General features: G+C 73.5%; 21 protein-coding genes. 13 read left to right on the plus strand and 8 right to left on the minus strand.

Features of this window, described 5'->3' with window-relative positions; all coding sequences use genetic code 11:
- Positions 1-3: 3 nt before the first annotated feature.
- A complete protein-coding gene (locus DDJ31_RS11730) occupies positions 4-483 on the minus strand; it encodes a MerR family transcriptional regulator (RefSeq protein WP_127180329.1) in 480 nt (159 codons plus the stop codon).
- 97 nt (positions 484-580) lie between these two features.
- On the opposite strand from DDJ31_RS11730, the gene DDJ31_RS11735 reads away from it, so the two are divergent.
- Positions 581-1054, plus strand: coding sequence for a GNAT family N-acetyltransferase (locus DDJ31_RS11735; protein ID WP_127180328.1), 474 nt, complete (start codon positions 581-583; stop codon positions 1052-1054).
- Between the two features lie 18 nt (positions 1055-1072).
- Complete coding sequence (locus DDJ31_RS11740; protein ID WP_127180327.1) at positions 1073-1903, plus strand: serine hydrolase domain-containing protein; 831 nt, start codon at positions 1073-1075, stop codon at positions 1901-1903.
- On the opposite strand, the gene DDJ31_RS11745 is transcribed toward DDJ31_RS11740, so the two are convergent.
- Positions 1900-2556, minus strand: a complete 657-nt coding sequence (locus tag DDJ31_RS11745; protein ID WP_164784989.1) for a pirin family protein — start codon at positions 2554-2556, stop codon at positions 1900-1902. The two genes, DDJ31_RS11740 and DDJ31_RS11745, sit on opposite strands and share 4 nt — an antisense overlap.
- Before the next feature lie 59 nt (positions 2557-2615).
- Between DDJ31_RS11745 and DDJ31_RS11750 the strand changes: the two genes are divergently transcribed.
- The 5 genes from DDJ31_RS11750 to DDJ31_RS11770 all read left to right on the plus strand — a co-directional run bounded on the left by DDJ31_RS11750 (position 2616) and on the right by DDJ31_RS11770 (position 7544).
- Positions 2616-3821: a PucR family transcriptional regulator gene (locus DDJ31_RS11750; RefSeq protein ID WP_127180326.1), complete on the plus strand. Its 1206-nt coding sequence runs from the start codon at positions 2616-2618 to the stop codon at positions 3819-3821.
- 89 nt (positions 3822-3910) lie between these two features.
- A complete protein-coding gene (locus DDJ31_RS11755) occupies positions 3911-4837 on the plus strand; it encodes an ACP S-malonyltransferase (RefSeq protein WP_127180325.1) in 927 nt (308 codons plus the stop codon).
- The gene (locus tag DDJ31_RS11760) at positions 4837-5838 is read left to right on the plus strand and encodes a ketoacyl-ACP synthase III (protein WP_127180324.1); all 1002 of its coding nucleotides are present in this window, start codon (positions 4837-4839) and stop codon (positions 5836-5838) included. The genes DDJ31_RS11755 and DDJ31_RS11760 overlap by 1 nt, the downstream gene beginning before the upstream one ends.
- Before the next feature lie 82 nt (positions 5839-5920).
- The gene (locus DDJ31_RS11765) at positions 5921-6169 is read left to right on the plus strand and encodes an acyl carrier protein (protein WP_127180323.1); all 249 of its coding nucleotides are present in this window, start codon (positions 5921-5923) and stop codon (positions 6167-6169) included.
- A 103-nt stretch (positions 6170-6272) separates the two neighbouring features.
- On the plus strand, positions 6273-7544 hold the full coding sequence (locus DDJ31_RS11770; RefSeq protein ID WP_127180322.1) for a beta-ketoacyl-[acyl-carrier-protein] synthase family protein: 1272 nt from the start codon (positions 6273-6275) through the stop codon (positions 7542-7544).
- Between the two features lie 189 nt (positions 7545-7733).
- Here DDJ31_RS11770 and DDJ31_RS11775 read toward each other — a convergent pair whose 3' ends face one another.
- Complete coding sequence (locus tag DDJ31_RS11775; protein ID WP_127180321.1) at positions 7734-8228, minus strand: DUF3145 domain-containing protein; 495 nt, start codon at positions 8226-8228, stop codon at positions 7734-7736.
- 257 nt (positions 8229-8485) lie between these two features.
- On the opposite strand from DDJ31_RS11775, the gene DDJ31_RS11780 reads away from it, so the two are divergent.
- On the plus strand, positions 8486-9367 hold the full coding sequence (locus tag DDJ31_RS11780) for an SGNH/GDSL hydrolase family protein (protein WP_127180320.1): 882 nt from the start codon (positions 8486-8488) through the stop codon (positions 9365-9367).
- Between the two features lie 15 nt (positions 9368-9382).
- Positions 9383-10357, plus strand: coding sequence for an aldose epimerase family protein (locus tag DDJ31_RS11785; RefSeq protein WP_127180319.1), 975 nt, complete (start codon positions 9383-9385; stop codon positions 10355-10357).
- Between the two features lie 98 nt (positions 10358-10455).
- On the opposite strand, the gene DDJ31_RS11790 is transcribed toward DDJ31_RS11785, so the two are convergent.
- Positions 10456-12900: a beta-glucosidase gene (locus tag DDJ31_RS11790; RefSeq protein ID WP_127180318.1), complete on the minus strand. Its 2445-nt coding sequence runs from the start codon at positions 12898-12900 to the stop codon at positions 10456-10458.
- Between the two features lie 100 nt (positions 12901-13000).
- On the opposite strand from DDJ31_RS11790, the gene DDJ31_RS11795 reads away from it, so the two are divergent.
- Both DDJ31_RS11795 and DDJ31_RS11800 read left to right on the plus strand, forming a co-directional pair.
- On the plus strand, positions 13001-13597 hold the full coding sequence (locus DDJ31_RS11795; RefSeq protein WP_127180317.1) for a TetR/AcrR family transcriptional regulator: 597 nt from the start codon (positions 13001-13003) through the stop codon (positions 13595-13597).
- A 151-nt stretch (positions 13598-13748) separates the two neighbouring features.
- Complete coding sequence (locus DDJ31_RS11800) at positions 13749-14993, plus strand: pyroglutamyl peptidase (protein ID WP_127180316.1); 1245 nt, start codon at positions 13749-13751, stop codon at positions 14991-14993.
- Positions 14994-15006: 13 nt separating this feature from the next.
- Here the strand turns inward: DDJ31_RS11800 and DDJ31_RS11805 are convergent, their stop codons facing one another.
- Positions 15007-15831 carry an EI24 domain-containing protein gene (locus DDJ31_RS11805; protein ID WP_127180315.1) on the minus strand — a complete coding sequence of 275 codons (825 nt, stop codon included), beginning with the start codon at positions 15829-15831 and terminating at the stop codon, positions 15007-15009.
- Positions 15832-16044: 213 nt separating this feature from the next.
- Here DDJ31_RS11805 and DDJ31_RS11810 point away from each other — a divergent pair, with 213 nt between their 5' ends.
- Positions 16045-17196, plus strand: a complete 1152-nt coding sequence (locus DDJ31_RS11810; RefSeq protein WP_171480812.1) for a serine hydrolase domain-containing protein — start codon at positions 16045-16047, stop codon at positions 17194-17196.
- 735 nt (positions 17197-17931) lie between these two features.
- Here DDJ31_RS11810 and DDJ31_RS11815 read toward each other — a convergent pair.
- Both DDJ31_RS11815 and DDJ31_RS11820 read right to left on the minus strand, forming a co-directional pair.
- On the minus strand, positions 17932-18360 hold the full coding sequence (locus DDJ31_RS11815; protein WP_127180313.1) for an organic hydroperoxide resistance protein: 429 nt from the start codon (positions 18358-18360) through the stop codon (positions 17932-17934).
- Positions 18361-18456: 96 nt separating this feature from the next.
- A complete protein-coding gene (locus tag DDJ31_RS11820) occupies positions 18457-19455 on the minus strand; it encodes an NADP-dependent oxidoreductase (protein ID WP_127180312.1) in 999 nt (332 codons plus the stop codon).
- A gap of 104 nt (positions 19456-19559) precedes the next feature.
- Between DDJ31_RS11820 and DDJ31_RS11825 the strand changes: the two genes are divergently transcribed.
- Positions 19560-19997, plus strand: coding sequence for a MarR family winged helix-turn-helix transcriptional regulator (locus DDJ31_RS11825; RefSeq protein ID WP_127180311.1), 438 nt, complete (start codon positions 19560-19562; stop codon positions 19995-19997).
- A gap of 20 nt (positions 19998-20017) precedes the next feature.
- On the opposite strand, the gene DDJ31_RS11830 is transcribed toward DDJ31_RS11825, so the two are convergent.
- The gene (locus DDJ31_RS11830; protein WP_164784798.1) at positions 20018-20683 is read right to left on the minus strand and encodes an SCO2400 family protein; all 666 of its coding nucleotides are present in this window, start codon (positions 20681-20683) and stop codon (positions 20018-20020) included.
- Positions 20684-20928: the final 245 nt, after the last annotated feature.

The raw sequence follows: 20928 nt of genomic DNA on the forward strand, positions 1-20928 counted from the left end.
CGCTCAGACGGGTTCCCCGGCCTGCTCCGCCTCCCGCCCGTGCGCGCGGCCCGCGTCGGCGTAGAAGCTGATCTTGCGGTCCAGGACGGCCAGCGTGCCCTGGAGTTCGGCGATCCGGTGCAGCACGTCCGTGCGGGTCGACTCCAGCAGGTCGAAGCGGGCGCCGAAGGTGTGATCGCCCTCCCTGACCAGCTCCGCGTAGCGCACCATGTCGGCGACCGGCATGCCGGTCAGCCGGAGCTTGCCGACCAGGTCGAGCCAGTCGAGGTCGCGGTTGCTGTACCGGCGCTGCCCGGTGTGGGAGCGGTCCACGTGCGGCATCAGACCGATCCGCTCGTACCAGCGCAGGGTGTGCGCGGTGAGGCCGGTGACGGCGACCACCTCGCTGATCGTGTAGCGGTCCTGTCCGTCGGGCAGCCGATGCGGGTGGGGCGGGGCACCGCAGGTGTCGGCCTCGGTCCGGGTGGTCTCCATCACCGTCATACGGTCCACGCTATGGCCTTCGAGTGCACTCCAGGCAAGCGGAACCGGCGATAAATCGGCAGGACGGCCGAGCCGCCGGCTGACTACCGTGCGGGACATGACCGTTGCACGACGAGCCCTGCCCGCGGACGCGCCCGAGGTGCTGCGGCTGCGCCAGGTGATGATCGACGAACTGGCGGGGAGCCCGGGACCGACGGGCTGGCACGACGCGGCCCTGCCCACGCTGCGCGCCCGGCTGGGCGAGGCGGACGGCACGTTCGCCGCCTTCGTCGTCGACTTCCCCGAACGGCCGGGCGCGCTGGCCGCGCTGGTCGCCGGGACGGTCGACTACCGGATCGGCAAGGACAGCGACGGCGCGGACGGCCTCGTCGGATTCGTCTTCAGCGTCGCCACCGACCCGGACGCCAGACGGCGCGGCTACTCCCGCGCCGGGATGACGGCGCTCCTCGACTGGTTCCGCGAGCGCGGCGCCCGCCGGGTGCGGCTGACGGCGAGCCCCGCCGCCGCGCCGCTGTACGGGTCGCTGGGCTTCCTGCCCAAGCCCGACCCGTTGCTGGAGCTGCGGCTGTGAGCGCATAGGGTCGACGGCATGTCGTTGCAGAGCCTCGCGCTGATCGAGAACTGGCCGGTTCCCACCGCCGCCGCGGGTGCCGTACGGGCCGACGGTACGGTCCTGGGCGGCCACGGGCCGCTCGGCCGGCGTTTCCCGCTGGCCTCGGTCACCAAGCCGCTCGCGGCGTACGCGGCGCTCGTCGCGTACGAGGAGGGGGCGATCGAGCTGGACGAACCGGCCGGGCCGCCCGGCGCGACCGTCCGCCATCTCCTCGCCCACACGTCGGGACTGGCCTTCGACGAGCACCGGGTGACCGCACCGCCCGGCGAGCGGCGGCTGTACTCCAACGCCGGGTTCGAGCAGCTCGGCGAGCACATCGCGCGGGCCACCGAGATCCCGTTCGCCGAGTATCTGCGCCAGGCGGTGCTTGAGCCGCTCGGCATGGCGGACACCTCCCTGGACGGCTCGCCCGCGAAGGACGGCGTCTCCACGGTCGAGGACCTGCTGCGGTTCGCCGCGGAGGTCCAGGCGCCCCGGCTGCTCGACCCGCGCACGGTGGCCGCCGCGATGACCGTGCAGTACCCGGGCACCAAGGGCGTCCTGCCGGGCTACGGCCACCAGAACCCCAACGACTGGGGTCTCGGCTTCGAGATCCGCGACAGCAAGTCCCCGCACTGGACGGGCGGTTCGTCCTCGCCGCGCACCTTCGGGCACTTCGGCCAGTCCGGTACGTTCCTGTGGATCGACCCGGCCGCCGGGCTCGCCTGCGTCGCCCTCGCCGACCGCGCCTTCGGCCCCTGGGCGGCGGAGGTCTGGCCGCCGTTCACGGACGCCGTCCTCGCGGAGGCGGCCGCCGCGTCACGTTAGGGCGCCATCTCCCACAGCAGCAGCTCCGCCGCCGTCACGGCGACCGCCTCGGACTCCTTGCCCTCCGTGATCCGCGCCGCGTCCCCGGGCCCCAACTCGACTCCGTCCAGGCGTACTTCGCCGCGCACCACGTGCGCGTAGAGGTACGCCGCACCGGGCACCGCCGTCCGCTCCCCCGCCACCAGCCGCCGCACGTGGAGCAGCGCGGCGGCCTCCGGGACGGCGTACGGGGTGGAGTCGGCGATGCCGCGCACGATCTCGTAGGCCGGGTCACCGCCGGGGTCGACCGGGGCCAGCCACATCTGGACGAACACCAGCGGCTCGGGGCCGTCGTTGCGCTCCACGTGCCGCACCCCGGAGCCGGCGCTGAGCCGCTGCACGTCACCGGCGCGGACCGTGGTGCGGTGGCCGGCCGAGTCCCGGTGGGTCAGCTCGCCCGCCACCACCCACGTCACGATCTCGGTGTGGCTGTGCGGGTGCTCGTCGAACCCGGCGCCCGGCGCGAGCCGTTCCTCGTTGCAGGCGAGGACCGCGCCGAAGCGCAGATTGTCCGGGTCGTAGAACGGCCCGAAGGAGAGGGCGTGCCACGACTCCACGCCGTCCGGCGTGTCCTGGCCCCGATAGCGCTCCGCCGCGCGCCGCACATCCATCACGCACCCCACGGTAGACCCGGCGGCGCGCGGCGCCGTCGCGATGAGGCAGTCTTGTGCACGTGCCCGAACCAGAAGCCCACGAGCCCGAAGCCGTCGCGCAAGGCGCCCATCCGCACCCCGCGACCCTGAAGCGTCTGGAGAAGTCCTCCGGACGTCTCGCCGCCCACGCCATCGCGCGCATGGACGAGACGCTGCCGTGGTACCGGGCGATGCCGCCGGAGAACCGGTCCTGGATCGGTCTGGTCGCGCAGGCGGGCATCGCCGCGTTCACCGAGTGGTTCCGGCACCCCGACGCCCCGCAGGCCATCTCCACCGACGTCTTCGGGACCGCGCCGCGCGAGCTGACCCGGGCCATCACGCTGCGCCAGACCGTGGAGATGGTCCGCACGACCATCGAGGTCATGGAGAGCGCCATCGACGAGGTGGCCGCCCCCGGCGACGAGAACGTGCTGCGCGAGGCGCTGCTCGTCTACGCGCGGGAGATCGCCTTCGCGACCGCGCAGGTGTACGCGCAGGCCGCCGAGGCACGCGGTGCCTGGGACGCCCGCCTGGAGTCGCTGGTCGTCAACGCCGTCCTCAGCGGTGAGGCCGACGAGGGCGCGGTGAGCCGGGCCGCCGCGCTCGGCTGGCACGCGCCCGAGCATGTCTGCGTGGTGCTGGGAACCGCCCCCGACGGCGACTCCGAGCTGACCGTGGAGGCCATCAGGCGGGCCGCCCGGCACGCCAAGCTCCAGGTGCTCACCGGTGTCCTCGGTGACCGCCTGGTGGTGATCGCGGGCGGCAGCGACAATCCGCTCGCCGTCGCCAAGTCGCTGATCGGCCCGTACGCGGCCGGCCCCGTGGTCGCCGGGCCGGTGGTCCCCGACCTGCTGGCCGCGACCCGCTCCGCGCAGGCCGCCGCCGCCGGGCTCAAGGCGTGTTCCGCCTGGCAGGACGCGCCCCGGCCGGTGCTGTCGGACGATCTCCTGCCGGAGCGCGCCATCGCGGGCGATCCGGGGGCCCGCCAGCAGTTGGTGGAGGAGATCTACAGACCGCTCGAAGAGGCGGGCTCGGCGCTCCTTGAGACGCTCGCCGTCTATCTCGAACAGGCGAGCAGTCTGGAGGGCGCGGCGCGGATGCTCTTCGTCCATCCGAACACCGTGCGCTACCGGCTCCGACGGGTGACTGACGTCACCGGGTGGTCGCCTTCGGATGTACGTTCGGCGTTCACGCTGCGGATCGCGCTGATCCTGGGGCGTCTGGCCGATGGGGATCTACCGGCCTAGTGTTTTGTCGGGGGTCCACAAAACCCCCTGCCGTTCTTCGTCCCTGTCCCCACGGGCGGCCGTGCCCGTAACCAAGAGAGAGTGTGAGAGTGCTCGTACTCGTCGCTCCCGGCCAAGGCGCCCAGGCGCCCGGCTTCCTGACCCCCTGGCTCGACCTTCCCGGTGTCGAGGCCCGTCTGCGTGCCTGGTCCGAGGCCATCGACCTCGACCTGGTGCACTACGGCACGCTCGCCGACGCCGACGAGATCCGGGACACGGCCGTCGCCCAGCCGCTGCTGGTCGCCGCCGGTCTCGTGTCCGCCGCGGCACTGGGTGACATCACCCCGGGCGCGGTCGCGGGCCACAGTGTCGGCGAGATCACCGCCGCCGCCTACGCGGGCGTCTTCGACGACGCCGCCGCGCTGGCCCTCGTCCGCAAGCGGGGCCTGGCCATGGCCGAGGCCGCCACGCGCGCCGAGACCGGCATGTCGGCGCTGCTCGGCGGCGACCCCGAGGTCACCGTCCCGCACCTGGAGAGGCTGGGTCTGACCCCGGCCAACGTCAACGGCGCGGGCCAGATAGTGGCCGCGGGCACCCTGGAGCAGCTGGCCGCGCTGGCCGAGGACAAGCCCGAGGGGGTGCGCCGCGTCGTCCCGCTGAAGGTGGCCGGCGCCTTCCACACCGTGCACATGGCGCCCGCGGTCGACACGCTGGCCCGCGCGGCGAAGGAGCTGACCCCCGGCGACCCCCGGTTCACGTACGTGTCCAACAAGGACGGACAGGCCGTCGCGACCGGCACCGAGGTGCTGGAGCGGCTGGCGGGGCAGGTCGCCAACCCGGTCCGCTGGGACCTGTGCATGGACACCTTCAAGGAGCTCGGTGTGACCGCGCTCATCGAGGTGTGCCCAGGCGGCACCCTGACCGGCCTCGCCAAGCGCGCCCTGCCCGGCGTCGCGACGCTGGCCCTCAAGACCCCCGACGACCTCGACGCCGCTCGCGCGCTCATCGCCGAGCACGGTGCCCGACAGGAGCTCTGATGGCGAAGATCAAGCCCAGCAAGGGCGCACCGTACGCGCGGATCCTCGGGGTCGGCGGCTACCGGCCGGTCCGGGTGGTGCCGAACGAGGTCATCCTGGAGACGATCGACTCGTCCGACGAGTGGATCCGCTCGCGCTCCGGCATCGAGACCCGGCACTGGGCCTCCGACGAGGAGACCGTGGCCGCGATGTCGATCGAGGCGGCGGGCAAGGCGATCGCCGACGCCGGGATCACCGCCGCGCAGGTCGGCGGTGTGATCGTCTCCACCGTCTCGCACTTCAAGCAGACCCCGGCGGTGGCGACGGAGATCGCCGACAAGCTCGGCACCGACAAGGCCGCCGCCTTCGACATCTCCGCGGGCTGCGCCGGCTTCGGCTACGGGCTGACCCTCGCCAAGGGCATGGTCGTCGAGGGCTCGGCCGAGTACGTGCTGGTCATCGGCGTGGAGCGGCTGTCGGACCTGACCGACCTGGAGGACCGGGCCACCGCCTTCCTGTTCGGTGACGGCGCGGGCGCGGTCGTGGTCGGCCCGGCGCAGGAGCCGGCGATCGGCCCGACGGTGTGGGGCTCGGAGGGCGACAAGTCCGAGACCATCAAGCAGACCGTGCCGTGGACGGACTACCGCGACGGCGAGGTCGCCAAGTTCCCCGCGATCACCCAGGAGGGCCAGGCGGTCTTCCGCTGGGCCGTGTTCGAGATGGCGAAGGTCGCCAAGGAGGCGCTGGACGCCGCCGGGCTGACCGCGAACGACCTGGACGTCTTCATCCCCCACCAGGCCAACGAGCGGATCATCGACTCGATGGTGAAGACACTGAAACTGCCGGAGCACGTCACGGTCGCGCGTGACGTCCGCACCACAGGCAACACCTCGGCCGCCTCGATCCCGCTCGCCATGGAGCGGCTCCTGGCGACCGGTGAGGCGAAGAGCGGCGACACCGCACTCCTCATCGGCTTCGGGGCGGGTCTCGTGTACGCCGCGACGGTCGTTACCCTCCCCTAGGCACTCCGTGCCGGATGATCGTGTCGTCCGGTGCGGGACACACTGCCCAACCCTCTGGAATCACTAAGAAGGAGCGCCTGACATGGCCGCCACTCAGGAAGAGATCGTCGCCGGTCTCGCCGACATCGTGAACGAGATCGCCGGCATCCCGGTTGAGGACGTCCAGCTGGACAAGTCCTTCACCGACGACCTGGACGTCGACTCGCTGTCCATGGTCGAGGTCGTCGTCGCCGCCGAGGAGCGCTTCGACGTCAAGATCCCGGACGAGGACGTCAAGAACCTCAAGACGGTCGGCGACGCCACCGACTACATCCTCACGCACCAGGCCTGAGTCACCCCTTAGGCCACTGCAAGGCCCCGCCACCCGGCGGTGGCGCCGTTCCCCGCGGCAACGCGGGGATGGTCCTCCTCGTAACGTTGGAGAAAGATTTCCCGTGAGCCCGACCAATCGCACCGTGGTCGTCACCGGTATCGGCGCAACCACACCGCTGGGTGGCGACGTAGCCTCTACCTGGGAGGGCCTGATCGCCGGACGTTCCGGTGTCAAGCCCCTCGAACAGGATTGGGCCGCCGACCAGGCGGTCCGTATCGCGGCGCCGGTCGCCGTGGACCCGTCCGAGGTCATCCCCCGGCCGCAGGCCCGCCGCCTCGACCGCTCGGCGCAGTTCGCGCTGATCGCGGCCAAGGAGGCGTGGGCCGACGCCGGCTTCACCGCCAAGGCGGGCGACGACCCGGCGGTCGACCCCGACCGTCTCGGCGCCGTCATCGCCTCCGGCATCGGCGGGGTGACGACCCTCCTCGACCAGTACGACGTGCTGAAGGAGAAGGGCGTCAGGCGGGTCTCCCCGCACACCGTGCCGATGCTCATGCCGAACGGTCCTTCGGCCAACGTCGGTCTCGCCGTGGGCGCCCGCGCGGGCGTGCACACCCCGGTGTCGGCGTGCGCGTCGGGCGCGGAGGCCATCGGCTACGGCATCGAGATGATCCGCACCGGCCGTGCGGACGTCGTCGTCGCGGGCGGCACGGAGGCGGCGATCCACCCGCTGCCGATCGCCGCGTTCGGCAACATGATGGCGATGTCCAAGAACAACGACGACCCGCAGGGCGCCTCGCGTCCCTACGACGTGGCCCGTGACGGGTTCGTCCTCGGCGAGGGCTCGGGCGTGGTCGTCCTGGAGTCCGCCGAGCACGCCGCCAAGCGTGGCGCCCGGGTGTACGCGGAGGCGGTCGGCCAGGGCATCTCGGCCGACGCGCACGACATCGTGCAGCCGGAGCCCGAGGGGCGCGGCATCTCGCACGCCCTGCAGAACCTGATGGACCGCACCGACCTGGACGCGGCGGAGATCGTGCACGTCAACGCGCACGCGACGTCGACGCCCGCGGGGGACGTGGCGGAGCTGAAGGCGCTGCGGAAGGTGTTCGGCGACGACGTCGACCACATGGCCGTGTCGGCGACGAAGTCGATGACGGGTCATCTGCTCGGCGGGGCCGGGGGTGTCGAGACCGTCGCGACGGTGCTCGCGCTGTACCACCGGCTGGCGCCGCCGACCATCAACGTCGAGAACCTCGACCCGGAGGCGGAGGCCGCGGCCGACGTCGTGCGGGGGGAGGCGCGGAAGCTGCCCGTCGACGGGCGGATCGCCGCGCTGAACGACTCGTTCGGGTTCGGCGGACACAACGTGGTGCTGGCGTTCCGTACGGTCTGAGCCCTTCCGGCCGCGCTGTTCGTCCCGGTCGAGTGGCCCGCTTCCCTTCGGGGGGCGGGCCGTTCGCCGTTGTGGGGGCGGGTGCGGGCGTCGGCGGGCCGGCCGCGCGGTTCCCCGCGCCCCTGAAGTAGACGGCCTCGCGTCCCTCGGGAGGCGCGGAAGCGCCGGTCCTGAGCGCCTCCGGGGCCGCTAGACGACCTGGTGGAGCCAGCGGACCGGGGCGCCCTCTCCCGCGTAGCGGAAGGGCTCCAGTTCGTCGTCCCAGGGCTTGCCGAGGAGTTTGGCGATCTCCGCCGCCAGGTCCGTCTCGTCGCGCTGGGAGCGCCCCAGGGCGGCGCGCAGCCGGTCCTCGGGGATGAGGATGTCGCCGTGGATGCCGGTGACGGCGTGGAAGATGCCGAGGTCGGGGGTGCAGCTGTAGCGCTCGCCCTCGGCGTTGGCGCAGGGCTCGGCGGTGACCTCGAAGCGCAGCAGGTGCCAGCCGCGCAGCGCCGAGGCGAGCTTGGACGCCGTGCCGACCTGGCCCTTCCAGGAGAACTCCGAGCGCCAGGTGCCGGGCGCGGCGGGCTGCCTGATCCAGTCGAGGTTGACGCGCGTGCCGAGGACGCCGGCGATGGCCCATTCGACATGCGGGCACAGCGCGCGCGGCGCGGAGTGCACGTACAGGACTCCACGTGTCGTCACCGGGACCTCCGTGCAGTGCGGGACATCTTGCGATCTGGCGGCCTGCCGTGACCGGTCGGCCACGTTGATGGCGAGGCTACCGTGCGGCGGCGCAAGGAGTGTGACGTACCGTCGGTCCCGCTGCCGTCGAGCGTCCGCCATTCACCCGCCAGGACGCTTGTGCGGCGGTGGGCGTCGCGTGGTCCGCGGTCCGGGAACCCCCGCGCGTTGTGATGGGTGAGAGGGTTCTGTACGCCGACCGAGGGGATCACCAGCCGATGCGGAAGCGTGGCCTGCGCTCACGGACCGTTCTCGCCGCCGTCGCGGCGGCCGTCCTGGGTGCCGCGGGCTGTGACGCCTCCGGCGGTTCGGGGGGCGCTCGGGCGCGGGGCGGTGAGCCGTCGCCGGTCCCGGTGTGGGACGTCAGCCCGAACTCGGTGGTGGCCGTCGGGGACTCGATCACCCGTGGGTTCGACGCGTGCACGGTCCTGTCGGACTGCCCGGAGGTGTCGTGGGCGACGGGCGACAGCGCGGAGGTGGACAGTCTCGCGGTGCGGCTGCTGGGCCGGACGCGGGCGGCCGGGCACAGCTGGAACTACGCGGAGACGGGCGCGCGGGTGGCGGACCTGCCGGCGCAGCTCGCGGCGGCGGAGGCGAAGCGGCCGCAGTTGGTGACGGTGATGATCGGGGCGAACGACGCGTGCCGCTCGTCGACGTCGGCGATGACGTCGGTGGCCGCGTTCCGGGCGGACTTCACGGCCGCGCTCGCGGGCCTGCGCGAGGCGCTGCCGAAGACGCAGGTGTACGTGTCGAGCGTGCCCGACCTGAAGCGGCTGTGGTCGCAGGGGCGGACCAACGCGCTGGGCAAGCAGGTGTGGAAGCTGGGCATCTGCCCGTCGATGCTGGCCGACGCGGACGCCGTCGACGCGGCGGCCACGCGGCGCAGGGAGACCGTGCGGGAGCGGGTGGAGGCGTACAACGAGGTGCTGGCCCAGGTGTGCGCGAAGGACCGGCGGTGCCGGTTCGACGGGGGCGCGGTGTACGCCTACCGGTTCGGCACCGACGCGCTCAGCCCGTGGGACTGGTTCCACCCGAGTGTGAGCGGGCAGGCGCGGCTGGCCGAGATCGCTTACCGGATCGTCACGGCCGAGAAGCAGTGACTTAGGGTTCCGCTCATGAATGAACTTTTCGGCACACTTTCCGACGGCACGCCGGTGCACCGCTGGACCCTCGAACGGGCCGGCGTCCGGGTGCGGGTCCTGTCGTACGGCGGGATCGTGCAGTCGGTCGAGGTCCCCGACCGGCACGGGACCGTCGGGAACGTGGTGCTGGGGTTCGCCGACCTGGACGGCTACCTCCGTCATCCGGAGCCGTATCTGGGCGCGTTGGTGGGCCGGTACGCGAACCGGATCGCGGGCGGCCGGTTCCCGCTGGACGGGGCGACGTACGCGCTGGCGCGCAACAACGAGCCGAACTCGCTGCACGGCGGGGAGCGCGGCTTCGACAAGCGGGTCTGGGAGGTGGCGCGGGACGGGCGGCACGGGCTGCGGCTCTCCCGGGTCAGCCCGCACGGCGAGGAGGGCTTCCCCGGCCGCCTGGAGGTCTCGGCGACGTACGCGCTGGACGCGGCGGGGGCGCTGCACCTTACGTACGAGGCGGTGACGGACGCGCCGACGGTGGTGAACCTGACGAACCACAGCTACTTCGACCTCGGCGGCACGGGCGAGCCGGGCGGTCACGAACTGCGGCTCGCCGCCTCCCGGTACACGCCGGTCGACGCCGACCTGATCCCGACCGGCGCCCTGGCCGAGGTGGCGGGCACCCGTTTCGACTTCCGTGAGCCGCGCAAGGTGGGCGGCGGCTACGACCACAACTTCGCGCTGGACGGCGGGGTGGGCGCCGAGGCCCGTACGGTGGCGGAGCTGTACGACCCGGCGTCCGGGCGGCTGCTGACGGTGGCGACGACCGAGCCCGGCCTCCAGCTGTACACCGGCGACCATCTGGCCGCGCCGCTGGCGCCCGGCGCCGGGATCGCGCTGGAGACCCAGCACTTCCCCGACTCCCCGAACCGGCCCGAGTTCCCCGGCACGGTGCTGCGTCCCGGCGAGGTGTACCGCTCGGAGACGGTGTACGGGTTCGGGACGCGCTGAGCCCGGGTCCCTGAGGCCGCGAGCCCCTGAGGCCACGAGCCCCGGCCCAGGGGTCAGGTCCCGGGCCGGGGCTGCTCATGGGGGAGGCCGCTCCCGGCTCAGACGTTAATCGTCGCGGTGATCCTGCGGTCGGTGATCGACCGGCCGACCTGGATCTCGTACGAACCCTTCACAAACGACCAGCGGCTCTCCGTGGTGTCCCAGATCTCGAACGCCCGGCGCGGCAGCGTGACGACGGCCTCGGCGTGGTCGCCCGGTGCCGCCTCGACGGCGGCGAAGCCGGCCAGCCAGCGGTGCGGGCGGTCGCCGTCGGGGGCGGCGGGGGCCAGATAGACCTGGACGACCTCGCGCCCCTGGCGGTCGCCCGTGTTGCGGACGCGGACGCGGGCGGTGGTGCCGTCGACGTCCACGGACTCGTAGGTCCAGTCGGTGTAGCCGAGGCCGTGGCCGAACGGGTAGGAGGGGGTGCGGCCCTGCCTCTCCCAGGCCCGGTAGCCGATGAACACGCCCTCCGTGTACGCAAGTTCGCCGTTCTCGGGGGTGACCCGGGTGACCGGTGCCGCGGAGAGCGGGCCCCAGGTGGTGGGGAGCCGGCCGCCCGGCTCGTGGGCGCCGGTGAGGACGTCGGCGAGGGCCGCGCCGCCCTCCTGCCCCGGGAACCAGCTCAGCAGCACGGCGGCGACCTCGTCGCGCCAGGGCAGTTCGACCGGGGAGCCTGAGTTCACGACGACGACGGTGTTCGGGTTGGCGGCGGCGACCGCGCGGACCAGGTCGTCCTGGCGGCCGGGCAGCGCGAGGTCGGCGCGGTCGAAGCCCTCGGACTCGACGCGGTCGGTGGTGGCGACCACGACGACGGCGGTGTCGGCGGCGCGGGCCGCCTCGACGGCCTCGGCGATCAGCTCGTCGGGGTCGCGCTCGGGCTCCTGGTGGGCGAGGGCGAAGGCGACGACCTTCATCGGGATGCCCTCGGGCAGCTCGACGACGTGGGTGAGGGACACCTCGACCGGGGCGCCCGCGGTGAGTTCGACCTCGGCGCGCTCGACCGGGGCGCCGAAGAACGCCTCGAAGGGGTCAAAGTCGTCGGCGGGGCGCTGGACGCCGTCGAAGCGGACGGTGCCGTCGACGGCGAGGGTGAAGGCGCCGGTGCCCTTGACGCCGAAGCGGTGCGGGCCGCTGTCGCGCGGGGTGAAGGTGCCGGTCAGCTCGACGGTGTGCAGGGTGTCGTGGGTGACGCCCTCGGGCAGGTCCGCACCCATCCACTGGATCTGCCCGTTGGGCGCGGAGGCGGTGCCGATGACCTCGCCCGCCGCGTTCCGGCAGCTCGCCCGCAGGGTGAAGCCCTGGTCGGCGACGGCGAGTTCGGTGGCCGGGTCGGCGCCGACGGCGTAGCGCAGGGCGCCTTCGGGCAGGGCCGCGGTGAGGCCGTCGAGCGGGGAGACGACCCGGGCGGGGAAGACCGTCGCGGAGCCGCCGCCGAGGACCCGGGCGTCGCGGGCGGCGGCGCCGAGCAGGGCGACCGTGCCGGGTCGCAGCGGCAGGGCGGCGCGTTCGTTGCGGGCCAGCACGAAGGAGCGGCGGGCGATCTCGCGGGCCAGGGCGGCGCCGTCGACGGCGGCGGGCGGCTCGGGGACGGCGGGTTCGGCGCCGTCCAGGAGGCCGACCCTGGCGGCGAGTCTGAGGACGTTGCGGACGGCGTCGTCGACGGCGGACTCCTCGACCTCGCCGGCGCGCACCGCGCGGGCCAGCGGGGCGCCGTACACGGTGTCGGGGCCCGGCATCGCGATGTCGAGGCCGCCCTCGACGGCGCCGCGGGTGGAGCGGGCGGCCATCCAGTCGGAGACGTTGCAGCCGTCGAAGCCCCACTCGCCGCGCAGCACCTCGTTCACCAGGTGGCGGTGTTCGGTCATGGTGGTGCCGTTGACCGCGTTGTAGGCGGTCATGATGCCCCAGGGGCGGGCGTTCTCGACGATCAGTTCGAACGGGGCGAGGTACAGCTCGCGCAGCGCGCGTGCGCCGACCCGGTTGTCGACGGTGAAGCGGTCGGTCTCGGCGTCGTTGGCGACGAAGTGTTTGACGGTGGTGCCGACACCGCCCGACTGCACGCCCGCCACATAGCCGGCGCCGATCAGTCCGGTGAGCCGCGGGTCCTCGCTGTACGCCTCGAAGTGACGGCCGCCGAGCGGTGAGCGGTGCAGGTTGACGGTGGGGGCGAGGAGCACGTGGACGCCCTTGCGGCGGGCCTCCTGGGCGAGCAGGACGCCCGCCCTGCGGGCCAGTGCGGGGTCCCAGGTGGCGGCGAGGGCGGTCGGGGAGGGCAGCGCGACGGACGGGTCGTCGGCGCTCCAGCGCACGCCCCGGACGCCGATCGGGCCGTCCGACATGACGAGGGAGCGCAGGCCGATCTCGGGGAGGGCGGGCAGCGACCACATGTCCTGGCCCGAGAGCAGCCTGGCCTTGGCGTCCAGGTCGAGCGCGGCGAGCGCCGCCGTCACGGCGGCCTCCCGCGCCAGGTCCTGCGGAAGTGTTCCGGGGGTTCCCGCCATCAGGTGCCTCCTCGTCGGTCCGTGCAGTGGCTCCATCCTGCATCCGTTACCAGTAGACCGGTAGGTTTCGTTACCCTGCCGTAATGTGACGGGTGGGGTGATGACGTACGGTGACGCCATGAACGGCAGGGCCAGGCGCGAGGCGCGGCGCGCGGAGATCGTGCGGGCGGCGCTCGAAGTGATCGCCGAGCGCGGTTACCGGGGCGCGAGCATGGCGGCGGTCGCCGAGCGGGTCGGGCTCACCCAGCAGGGGCTGCTGCACCACTTCCCGACGAAGGACGCGCTGCTGGTGGCCGTCCTCGAGGAGCGCGACCAGTGGGACGCGGTACCGGACACGCCGTGGCGGGTCGATCTGCTGACCTCGCTGGTCGAGTACAACGCGATGCGGCCCGGGATCGTCCAGACCTTCTCGGCGCTGCTCGGCGAGAGCGTCACGGAGGGGCATCCGGCGCGCGGGTACTTCACCGAGCGGTACACCAGGGTGCGGGAGACGATGACGACGGCCCTGCGCGCCGCGTACGGCGACCGCCTGCCCAACGGCCTCACCCCGGAACGCACGGCCCCGCTGCTGGTCGCGGTGATGGACGGCCTCCAGTACCAGTGGCTCCTCGACCCGGACGCGGTGGACATGCCGGGGGCGTTCCGGGACTTCCTGCGGCTGCTGGGCGAGGAGACGGGCCGAGGCGACGGGGGCTGAGCGGCGAGGGCATCCGGTCCCGGACGGTGCCGGTCTCGTCGCCCGACGGCTGCCTCCCGCCATCGGCCCCATGGCGTGGAGCGGACCCCGCGGGTGATACTGCGCCCGTCCCGCACCACGCACCCCACGGCGACGGAAGGACAGAACCGCTGTGCAGGTAACACGTGTTCGGATCGGTGCCCTCGGCTTCGCACTGCTGGCAGGAGTCTGCGCGCCGGTGGGCTCCGCCTCCGCCGCGCCGGCCGCCCCCTCCCCCACCGTCGAGGAGCGGCGCCTCGACCTCGCCGTGCCCCGGGAGATCCTGGAGCGGTCCGGGTTCGACGGCGTGGCGCCGCGCTTCGCACGGGAGTTGGCGCACGCGCGGTCCTACGCGCAGGCGCGGCGGGCCGCCGTGCGGGAGGGGTCGGCGCTGTGGCGGCGGGCCGTCGACCGGGCGCAGGGGCGCGGCCCCGCGGGCGGGGACCTGAGCCGGGACGACGACCGGCCGCTGTACTGGGCGCGGCTCGCGATGACCCGCGAAGCCCGCACCTGGGAACCGGAGTTCAGGCTCGAAGAGGCGCGGCGGGCGGCGCTGATCGAGGTGGTCGAGCGGACCTCGCGCGGGCAGACCGATGTACGGCTGCCCGCCGGGAAGGGGCTCAGGCGGGTGGTGGTGACCGGGTTCGACCCGTTCACACTCGACCGTGACATCCGGATCTCCAACCCGTCGGGGGCGACCGCGCTCGCCCTGGACGGCACGGTGATCCGCACCCCGCGGGGCCCGGCGCGGGTGGAGACGGTGGTGTTCCCGGTGCGCTGGCGGGACTTCGCCGACGGGACCGTGGAGCGGGCGCTGCGGCCGTACCTGCGGACGGCCGACCTGTTCACGACGGTGAGCCAGGGCCGGGTCGGCCGGTTCGACGTGGAGCGCACCAACGGGGCCTGGCGGGGCGGCTTCCCGGACAACGAGACGGTCGGGAGCACCGGGACCGTGCCGGTCACCGACCCGGCCTCGCAGCCTCAGTGGACGACCACGACACTGCCGTACCGGGCGATCACGGCGGCCGTCACCGGCCGGTTCCCGGTGTACGACAACACGACGGTGACGGAGGTACCGGCGGGCGGCACCGAGCCCGTCGTCCGTCCCGACGGGCCGACTCCGGGGTCGGCGGCGCGGGCCGGGGGCGGCGGCGACTACCTGTCCAACGAGGTCGCCTACCGGGCGACGCTGCTGCGCGACCGGCTCGGGCTGCGCGACACGCTGCCCGGCGGGCATGTGCACACGCCGGTGCTCCAGTTCGGGGCGGGCAACACGGATCCGGCGACCGGGACGGTCTCCGACCCGGAGTTCGTGCGCAACCGGCTGGACATCATCGCGCAGTTGCGGGCGATCCTCGCCATGGCGCTGCGCAACTGACGGACGGACGACGTCAGTTCAGCGGTCCGGCGCCGGTCTCGTGGGGTCCCGCGCCGGCCGGGTCGGCGTCCTCCCGGTGGCCGCCCTCCTCGATGGGCTCGCCGAGCAGGTCGCGGGCCATCAGGGTGGCGCCCGCGACCGCGCCCGGCATCAGGAACACGGCGACGAACGGCACCAGGAACGCCAGGCCGAGCGGCGTGCCGAAGCCCCACACCAGGGTCTTGCGGGAGCGCAACAGGGCCAGCCGCTCGCGGAGTTGGACGTCCCGGCGCTGGAGGGCGACGGCGGCCAGCTCCTCGGCGAGGAAGAACCCGGTGACGAAGAAGCCGATCACCGGGACGACCGTCTGCCCGACGAACGGCACGAAGCCGAGGGCGAACAGCAGGACCGCCCAGATCAGGGCGCGGACCAGGATGCGCAGGCTGTCCCGGGCGGAGATCCACAGGTCGCGCCAGAGCGGCTGCTGCGACTCGGGCGCGGTGGAGTCGGGTGAGACGTCCCGGTCGACCGTCTCGGAGAGGCTGTCGTAGAACGGCTGGCCTATCAGCAGGGTGACGGCGGTGAAGGTGAGGACCGCGAGGAGCAGGCTGAGGGCGAACAGGACGGCGGTCAGGAAGCCGCGGAAGAGGCCGAGCCAGGGGCTCGACCAGTCGTCGGCGAAGGGCGTGGCCCAGCCGACGAAGTCGGCGCCCCAGGCGGCGAGGGCGATCAGGGCCGCGAGGTAGAGCACCAGGGTGATGAGTCCGGGCAGCAGCCCGAACCCGTACTGCCTGCCGTGCCGGGCCACCCACCGCTGGCCCTTCAGCAGATAACCGAACCCCGCCGCAAGATCTCGCATGCGGAAACCCTAGGGGAGGTGCGGGCACGGGGAACACCCCGGGTGGGCCGCCACCCGTCCGCGCGGCCGCGGGTCCGCGGTCCCGGTGTCCCACCTGGCCGCCACGCCCCCGTTGTCGCGGTTGAGTCGAACGGCCCCTTCGCGCCGTATCGTCTCAGGAAGCCCCCGGTCACCGCGGTTCACGGGAGCGGCGGTTCAGGTGAGGAGATGCGGATGACACTGAGGATCCACGGCACCGTCGCCGACGGCTTCGACACGGTACGTGAGGAGTTCGCCGCCTTCGTGGCGGGTGAACGGCCCGATTACGAGGGGCAGTTGTGCGCCTATGTGGACGGCCGCAGGGTCGTCGACCTGTGGGCGGGTGACGGCGCCGACGCGACGTCCCTGTACGCGGCCTACTCGTCCACGAAGGGCGCCGCCCATCTGGTGGTGGCGCTGCTCGTGCAGGAGGGCACCCTGGAGCTGGACCGCAAAGTCACCTACTACTGGCCGGAGTTCGGCGCCGAGGGCAAGGGCGCGCTGACCCTGCGGGAGCTGCTCGCGCACCGGGCCGGACTGGTCGGCACGGACACCGGGTTCACGCCCGCCGAGCTGGCCGACGACCGGCAGATCGCCGAACGCCTCGCGGATCAGCGGCCGTTCTGGCGTCCGGGCACCGCTTTCGGCTACCACGCGATGGTCATCGGGGCGCTGACCGGTGAGGTGGTCAGGCGGGCGACCGGGCGCACCCTCCAGGAGGTGTACGAGGAGCGGGTCAGGGCCCCGTACGCGCTCGACTTCCATCTGGGGCTGCCGGCCGCCCACGAGCACCGGTTCCGCAGCACGCTGCCGATGGCGCCGACGCCCGAGCAGCGGGCGCTGCTGGACGCGTCGCCCGCCGGGCCGCAGTCGCTGTCGGCCGTCGCCTTCAACCGGCACGCGGCGCTGCCGACGGATCTGGAGAGCCTGCCGAACGAGCGGCTGGTGCGGGAGAAGGGCCCGGCGTCGGTGGGCGGGGTGGCGTCGGCGCGCGGTCTCGCGGGGATGTACGCGGCGGCGATCAGCGAGGTGGGCGAGCACGCGCCGCTGCTGAAGCCGGACACGGTCGCGGAGTTCGGGCAGATCCACTCGGTGGGCCACGACCTGGTGTCCCGGGTGCACAAGGCGTTCGGCCTGGGTTTCCAGGCGACGGCGGACACCGCGTACCCGTTCCTCGGCGCGGGGTCCTTCGGTCATTCGGGGGCGGCAGGGTCGCAGGCCTTCGCCGATCCGCGCGCGGGCCTCGCCTACGGCTACACCCGGCGCCGGTTCGCCTTCCCGGGCGGCGCGGCCCCGGAGAACGAGCGGCTGGTGCTCGCGGTGCACCGGGCGGCACTCGCGAGGTGAGGCGGCCGGGCGCGAAAAGGCGCCGGGCGAAGGGGCCCCGGGCGGCGAACGGGCGCGCCGGGCATGACGGGCGGCGGACGGGCGCGCCGAGCAGGACGGGCGGCGGACGGCGGACGGGCGCGCCGGGCAGGACGGGCGGCGGACGGGCGCCGGGCAGGACGGGCGCGCCGGACAGGACGGGCGCCGGGCAGGACGGGCGGCGGACGGCGGACGGCGGACGGGCGCGCCGAGCATGACGGGCGGCGGACAGGCGCCGGGCAGGACGGGCGGCGGGCGGCGGGGCGGCGGGGTGGTCGCCCGGCCCCGCCCCCGGCAGTGGGGCGGCGAGGTGGTCGCCCGGCCCCGCCCCCGGCGGCGGAACGGCGAGGTGGCGGCACGACCCGCCCCCAGCGGCGGAACGGCGAGATGGCGGCACGACCCGCCCCCCAGCGGCGGAACAGCGAGGTCGTCGCCCGGCCCGCCCCCGGCGGCGGAACGGCGAGATGGCGGCACGACCCGCCCCCCAGCGGCGGAACAGCGAGGTCGTCGCCCGGCCCGCCCCCGGCAGTGGGACGGCGAGGTGGCGGCACGACCCGCCCCCCAGCGGCGGAACGGCGAGGTCGTCGCCCGGCCCGCCCCCGGCGGCGGAACGGCGAGGTGGCGGCACGGCCCGCCCCCGGCGGCGGAACGGCGAGATGGCGGCACGGCCCGCCCCCGGCGGAGGGGCCGCGGGTTCCGCGCCCCTCCGCCGCGCGGTCAGGCCAGGGTGACGGTGATGTCGCCGCGGGTCGCCTTGGAGTACGGGCAGACCTGGTGGGCCTTCTCCAGCAGGTCGCGGGCGGTCGCCCCGTCGAGGGCGGGCAGGTGCGCGGAGATCTCCACGAGGAGTCCGAAGCCGTCGTCGTTCCTGCCGATGCCGACCTTCGCGGTGACGGTCGAGCCGGACACGTCGGCGCCCTCCTGGCGGGCGACCACGGCCAGCGCGCCCTGGAAGCAGGCGCTGTAGCCGGCCGCGAAGAGCTGCTCCGGGTTGGTGCCCGTGCCGCTGCCGCCCATCTCCTTCGGCGGGCCGACGACCAGGTCGAGCCGGCCGTCGTCGGTGGCGACCCGGCCGTCGCGGCCGTTCTCCGCGGTGGCGACGGCGGTGTAGAGCACGTCGGAGGGGGTGATCGGGGTGCTGGGCATGCGGTGGTCCTCCTCTTCGGTCCGCCGTGACTCGCGCCCACGATCGACGACGGATTTCGGAAAGAAGTTACCGCATGCCGGAAACGACGGCCAGGGTCAGAGGCGGACGATCATCTTGCCGGTGTTGTCGCCGCGCAGTACCCCGAGGAACGCCTCCAGGGTGTTGTCGATGCCCTCGACGACCGTCTCGCGGTACTTGAGGCGGCCGTCCGCGACCCACGGGCCGACCTCGGAGACGAACTGCGGCTGAAGGTCGTAGTGGTCGCCGACCAGGAAGCCCTCGATCCGCCCGCGGGTCTGGATCAGCCGGGCCAGGTTCTTCGGCCCCGGGGCGGGCTCGGTGTTGTTGTAGACCGAGATCATGCCGCAGACGGCGATCCGGCCGCCCTGGTTGAGCCGGCCGATCGCGGCCTCCAGGTGGTCGCCGCCGACGTTGTCGAAGTAGACGTCGACGCCGTCGGGGGCGGCCTCGCGCAGCTGCTCGGCCACCGGTGCCGTCTTGTAGTTGAAGGCGGCGTCGAAGCCGTACTCCTCCACCAGCAGCTTGACCTTCTCGTCGGAGCCGGCCGAGCCGATCACCCGGGAGGCGCCCTTGAGCCGGGCGATCTGCCCGACCTGGCCGCCGACGGCGCCGGCCGCGCCGGAGACGAAGACGCTGTCGCCCTCCTTGAAGGAGGCGGTGCGCAGCAGACCGGCGTAGGCGGTGAGGCCGGTCATGCCGAGGACGCCGAGGTAGGTGGAGAGGGGCGCGGCCTCGGCGTCGACCTTGACGGCGTGCTCGGCGGAGACGGCCGCGTACTCGCGCCAGCCGAGGAAGTGCAGGACGTGGTCACCGACGGCGAAGCCCTCGGCGTTCGAGGCGACGACCTCGCCGACCGCGCCGCCCTGCATGGCCTTGCCCAGCTCGAAGGGGGCGACGTAGGACTTGGCGGCGCTCATCCGGCCGCGCATGTAGGGGTCGACGGAGAGGTGCGTGTTGCGCACCAGCACCTGGCCCTCGCGGGGTGTCGGCACCTCGGCCTCGACCAGGGCGAAGTCCTCGGGCTTCGGCCAGCCGACGGGACGGCTGTTCAGGTGCCACTCGCGGTTGATCATGACGGTCGCCTTTCCGCTGTACGTCAGTGCATTTACTTCACTACCTGAAACAACCATGCACCTGAATATTTCACGATGTCAAATAAAGGAGTACGCTGGCGCGTATGGCCACTGAACAGAGAACCCGCCGCCCCGACGCGCTGACCATGGAGGTCGTCGAACTGATCGGGGACGTGGTGGCCCGGTTCTACGCGGACTACGAGGACGCGGCGGGCGAGCACGCGCTGACCGGGGCGCAGGCCCGGCTGCTCAGCCTGCTCTCCATACAGCCGCTGCCGATGCGGAAGCTGGCGCTGAAGCTGAAGTGCGAGCCGTCGAACGTCACCGGGATCGTGGACCGCCTGGAGTCGCGCGGCCTGGTCGAGCGGCGCCCCGACCCGGCGGACCGCCGGGTGAAGCTGGCGGCGGCGACGGACGAGGGGCTGCGGGTCGCCCGCGATCTGCGGGAGGGGCTGCACTTCGCGCGCGCGCCGCTGGCCGGGCTCTCGGACGACGAGCGGCGCTCTTTGCGGGATTTGCTACAGCGGATGCTGGAGGTCTGACCGGTCGGACCCTTCGGGCATCAGTCGCACCACCACAGGAACCGGTCGCAGGTCGGCGTCGGCGAGGGGGTCGGGTCGGGCTCGGGGGTCGTCGGGTCCTGGGCCGGGGGTGACGAGGGGTCCTGGGACGCCGGCTCGGGGTCGGGGGCCGCGGTCGTGGCCGCCGGGCCGGTGGCGGGCGCCGTGGTGGCCGCGGCGCCTCGCGCGTCGTCGTCCGCGCCCGTCGGCGACGGCGAGGCCGAGGCGGACGGGGACGAGGAGGCGTCCGGGGCCGGTGAGGCGGAGGTGGCGGCGGGAGCGCCGTCCGCGGGAGGCGCGGACGGGTCCGGGGGGACGGCGTCCGGCGAGCCGGCGCCGTCCGGGTGCCGGGAGCCGGCGCCGGCCGGGGGCGGGCCGGAGAAGGGCGCGTCGACGCCCAGCTCCGCGAGGCTGAGGCCGCCGGCCGCCAGGACGAACCCGACGCCGGTCCACAGCACTCGGCGACGGCGTCTGCGGTGCGCGGTGGCTTTGCGATCGCGGCGGCTCGTCGCGCCGTCGGCGACCGCGTCGGCCTCGGGCTCCTCGCGCGCGGCGCCGTCGGCGGCGTCCGGCCGGGCGGCCACGGGGAGTTCACGGACCGTCGCGCCGCAGCCGGGACAGGTGAGGGCGCCGTTGAGGTGCCGTCGGCACGGGTCGCAGTAGTCCATGACGCGGGAAGACTAGGTTCCGCGCGCGGCCCGTGCCGCGTCCGGGCTGTGAAAGTTCTGTGGGAACCGCCCGGACCGGCCGAAAGCCTCACCGAAATCAACACCGAAAGCGGTGTCGAAACCGTTATGTGTTCGACCCATTGACACTCCCGCCGCCCCGTCCTTACTGTCACGCCAGCATTTCGAACGTGTGACGAAATTTCGAACACACCCAGAACTGGGCCGACGGAGCAGCAAGGGGCAAC

The sequence above is a fragment of the Streptomyces griseoviridis genome, assembly GCF_005222485.1.
Lineage (GTDB): Bacteria > Actinomycetota > Actinomycetes > Streptomycetales > Streptomycetaceae > Streptomyces > Streptomyces hintoniae.

Excerpts from the sequence above, each read along its gene's own strand:
- DDJ31_RS11730 (WP_127180329.1), bottom strand. The coding sequence starts at position 483 with ATGACGGTGATGGAGACCACCCGGACCGAGGCCGACACCTGCGGTGCC.
- DDJ31_RS11735 (WP_127180328.1), top strand. The coding sequence starts at position 581 with ATGACCGTTGCACGACGAGCCCTGCCCGCGGACGCGCCCGAGGTGCTG.
- DDJ31_RS11740 (WP_127180327.1), top strand. The coding sequence starts at position 1,073 with ATGTCGTTGCAGAGCCTCGCGCTGATCGAGAACTGGCCGGTTCCCACC.
- DDJ31_RS11760 (WP_127180324.1), top strand. The coding sequence starts at position 4,837 with ATGGCGAAGATCAAGCCCAGCAAGGGCGCACCGTACGCGCGGATCCTC.
- DDJ31_RS11765 (WP_127180323.1), top strand. The coding sequence starts at position 5,921 with ATGGCCGCCACTCAGGAAGAGATCGTCGCCGGTCTCGCCGACATCGTG.
- DDJ31_RS11780 (WP_127180320.1), top strand. The coding sequence starts at position 8,486 with ATGCGGAAGCGTGGCCTGCGCTCACGGACCGTTCTCGCCGCCGTCGCG.
- DDJ31_RS11785 (WP_127180319.1), top strand. The coding sequence starts at position 9,383 with ATGAATGAACTTTTCGGCACACTTTCCGACGGCACGCCGGTGCACCGC.
- DDJ31_RS11790 (WP_127180318.1), bottom strand. The coding sequence starts at position 12,900 with ATGGCGGGAACCCCCGGAACACTTCCGCAGGACCTGGCGCGGGAGGCC.
- DDJ31_RS11795 (WP_127180317.1), top strand. The coding sequence starts at position 13,001 with ATGACGTACGGTGACGCCATGAACGGCAGGGCCAGGCGCGAGGCGCGG.
- DDJ31_RS11805 (WP_127180315.1), bottom strand. The coding sequence starts at position 15,831 with ATGCGAGATCTTGCGGCGGGGTTCGGTTATCTGCTGAAGGGCCAGCGG.
- DDJ31_RS11810 (WP_171480812.1), top strand. The coding sequence starts at position 16,045 with ATGACACTGAGGATCCACGGCACCGTCGCCGACGGCTTCGACACGGTA.
- DDJ31_RS11815 (WP_127180313.1), bottom strand. The coding sequence starts at position 18,360 with ATGCCCAGCACCCCGATCACCCCCTCCGACGTGCTCTACACCGCCGTC.
- DDJ31_RS11820 (WP_127180312.1), bottom strand. The coding sequence starts at position 19,455 with ATGATCAACCGCGAGTGGCACCTGAACAGCCGTCCCGTCGGCTGGCCG.
- DDJ31_RS11825 (WP_127180311.1), top strand. The coding sequence starts at position 19,560 with ATGGCCACTGAACAGAGAACCCGCCGCCCCGACGCGCTGACCATGGAG.
- DDJ31_RS11830 (WP_164784798.1), bottom strand. The coding sequence starts at position 20,683 with ATGGACTACTGCGACCCGTGCCGACGGCACCTCAACGGCGCCCTCACC.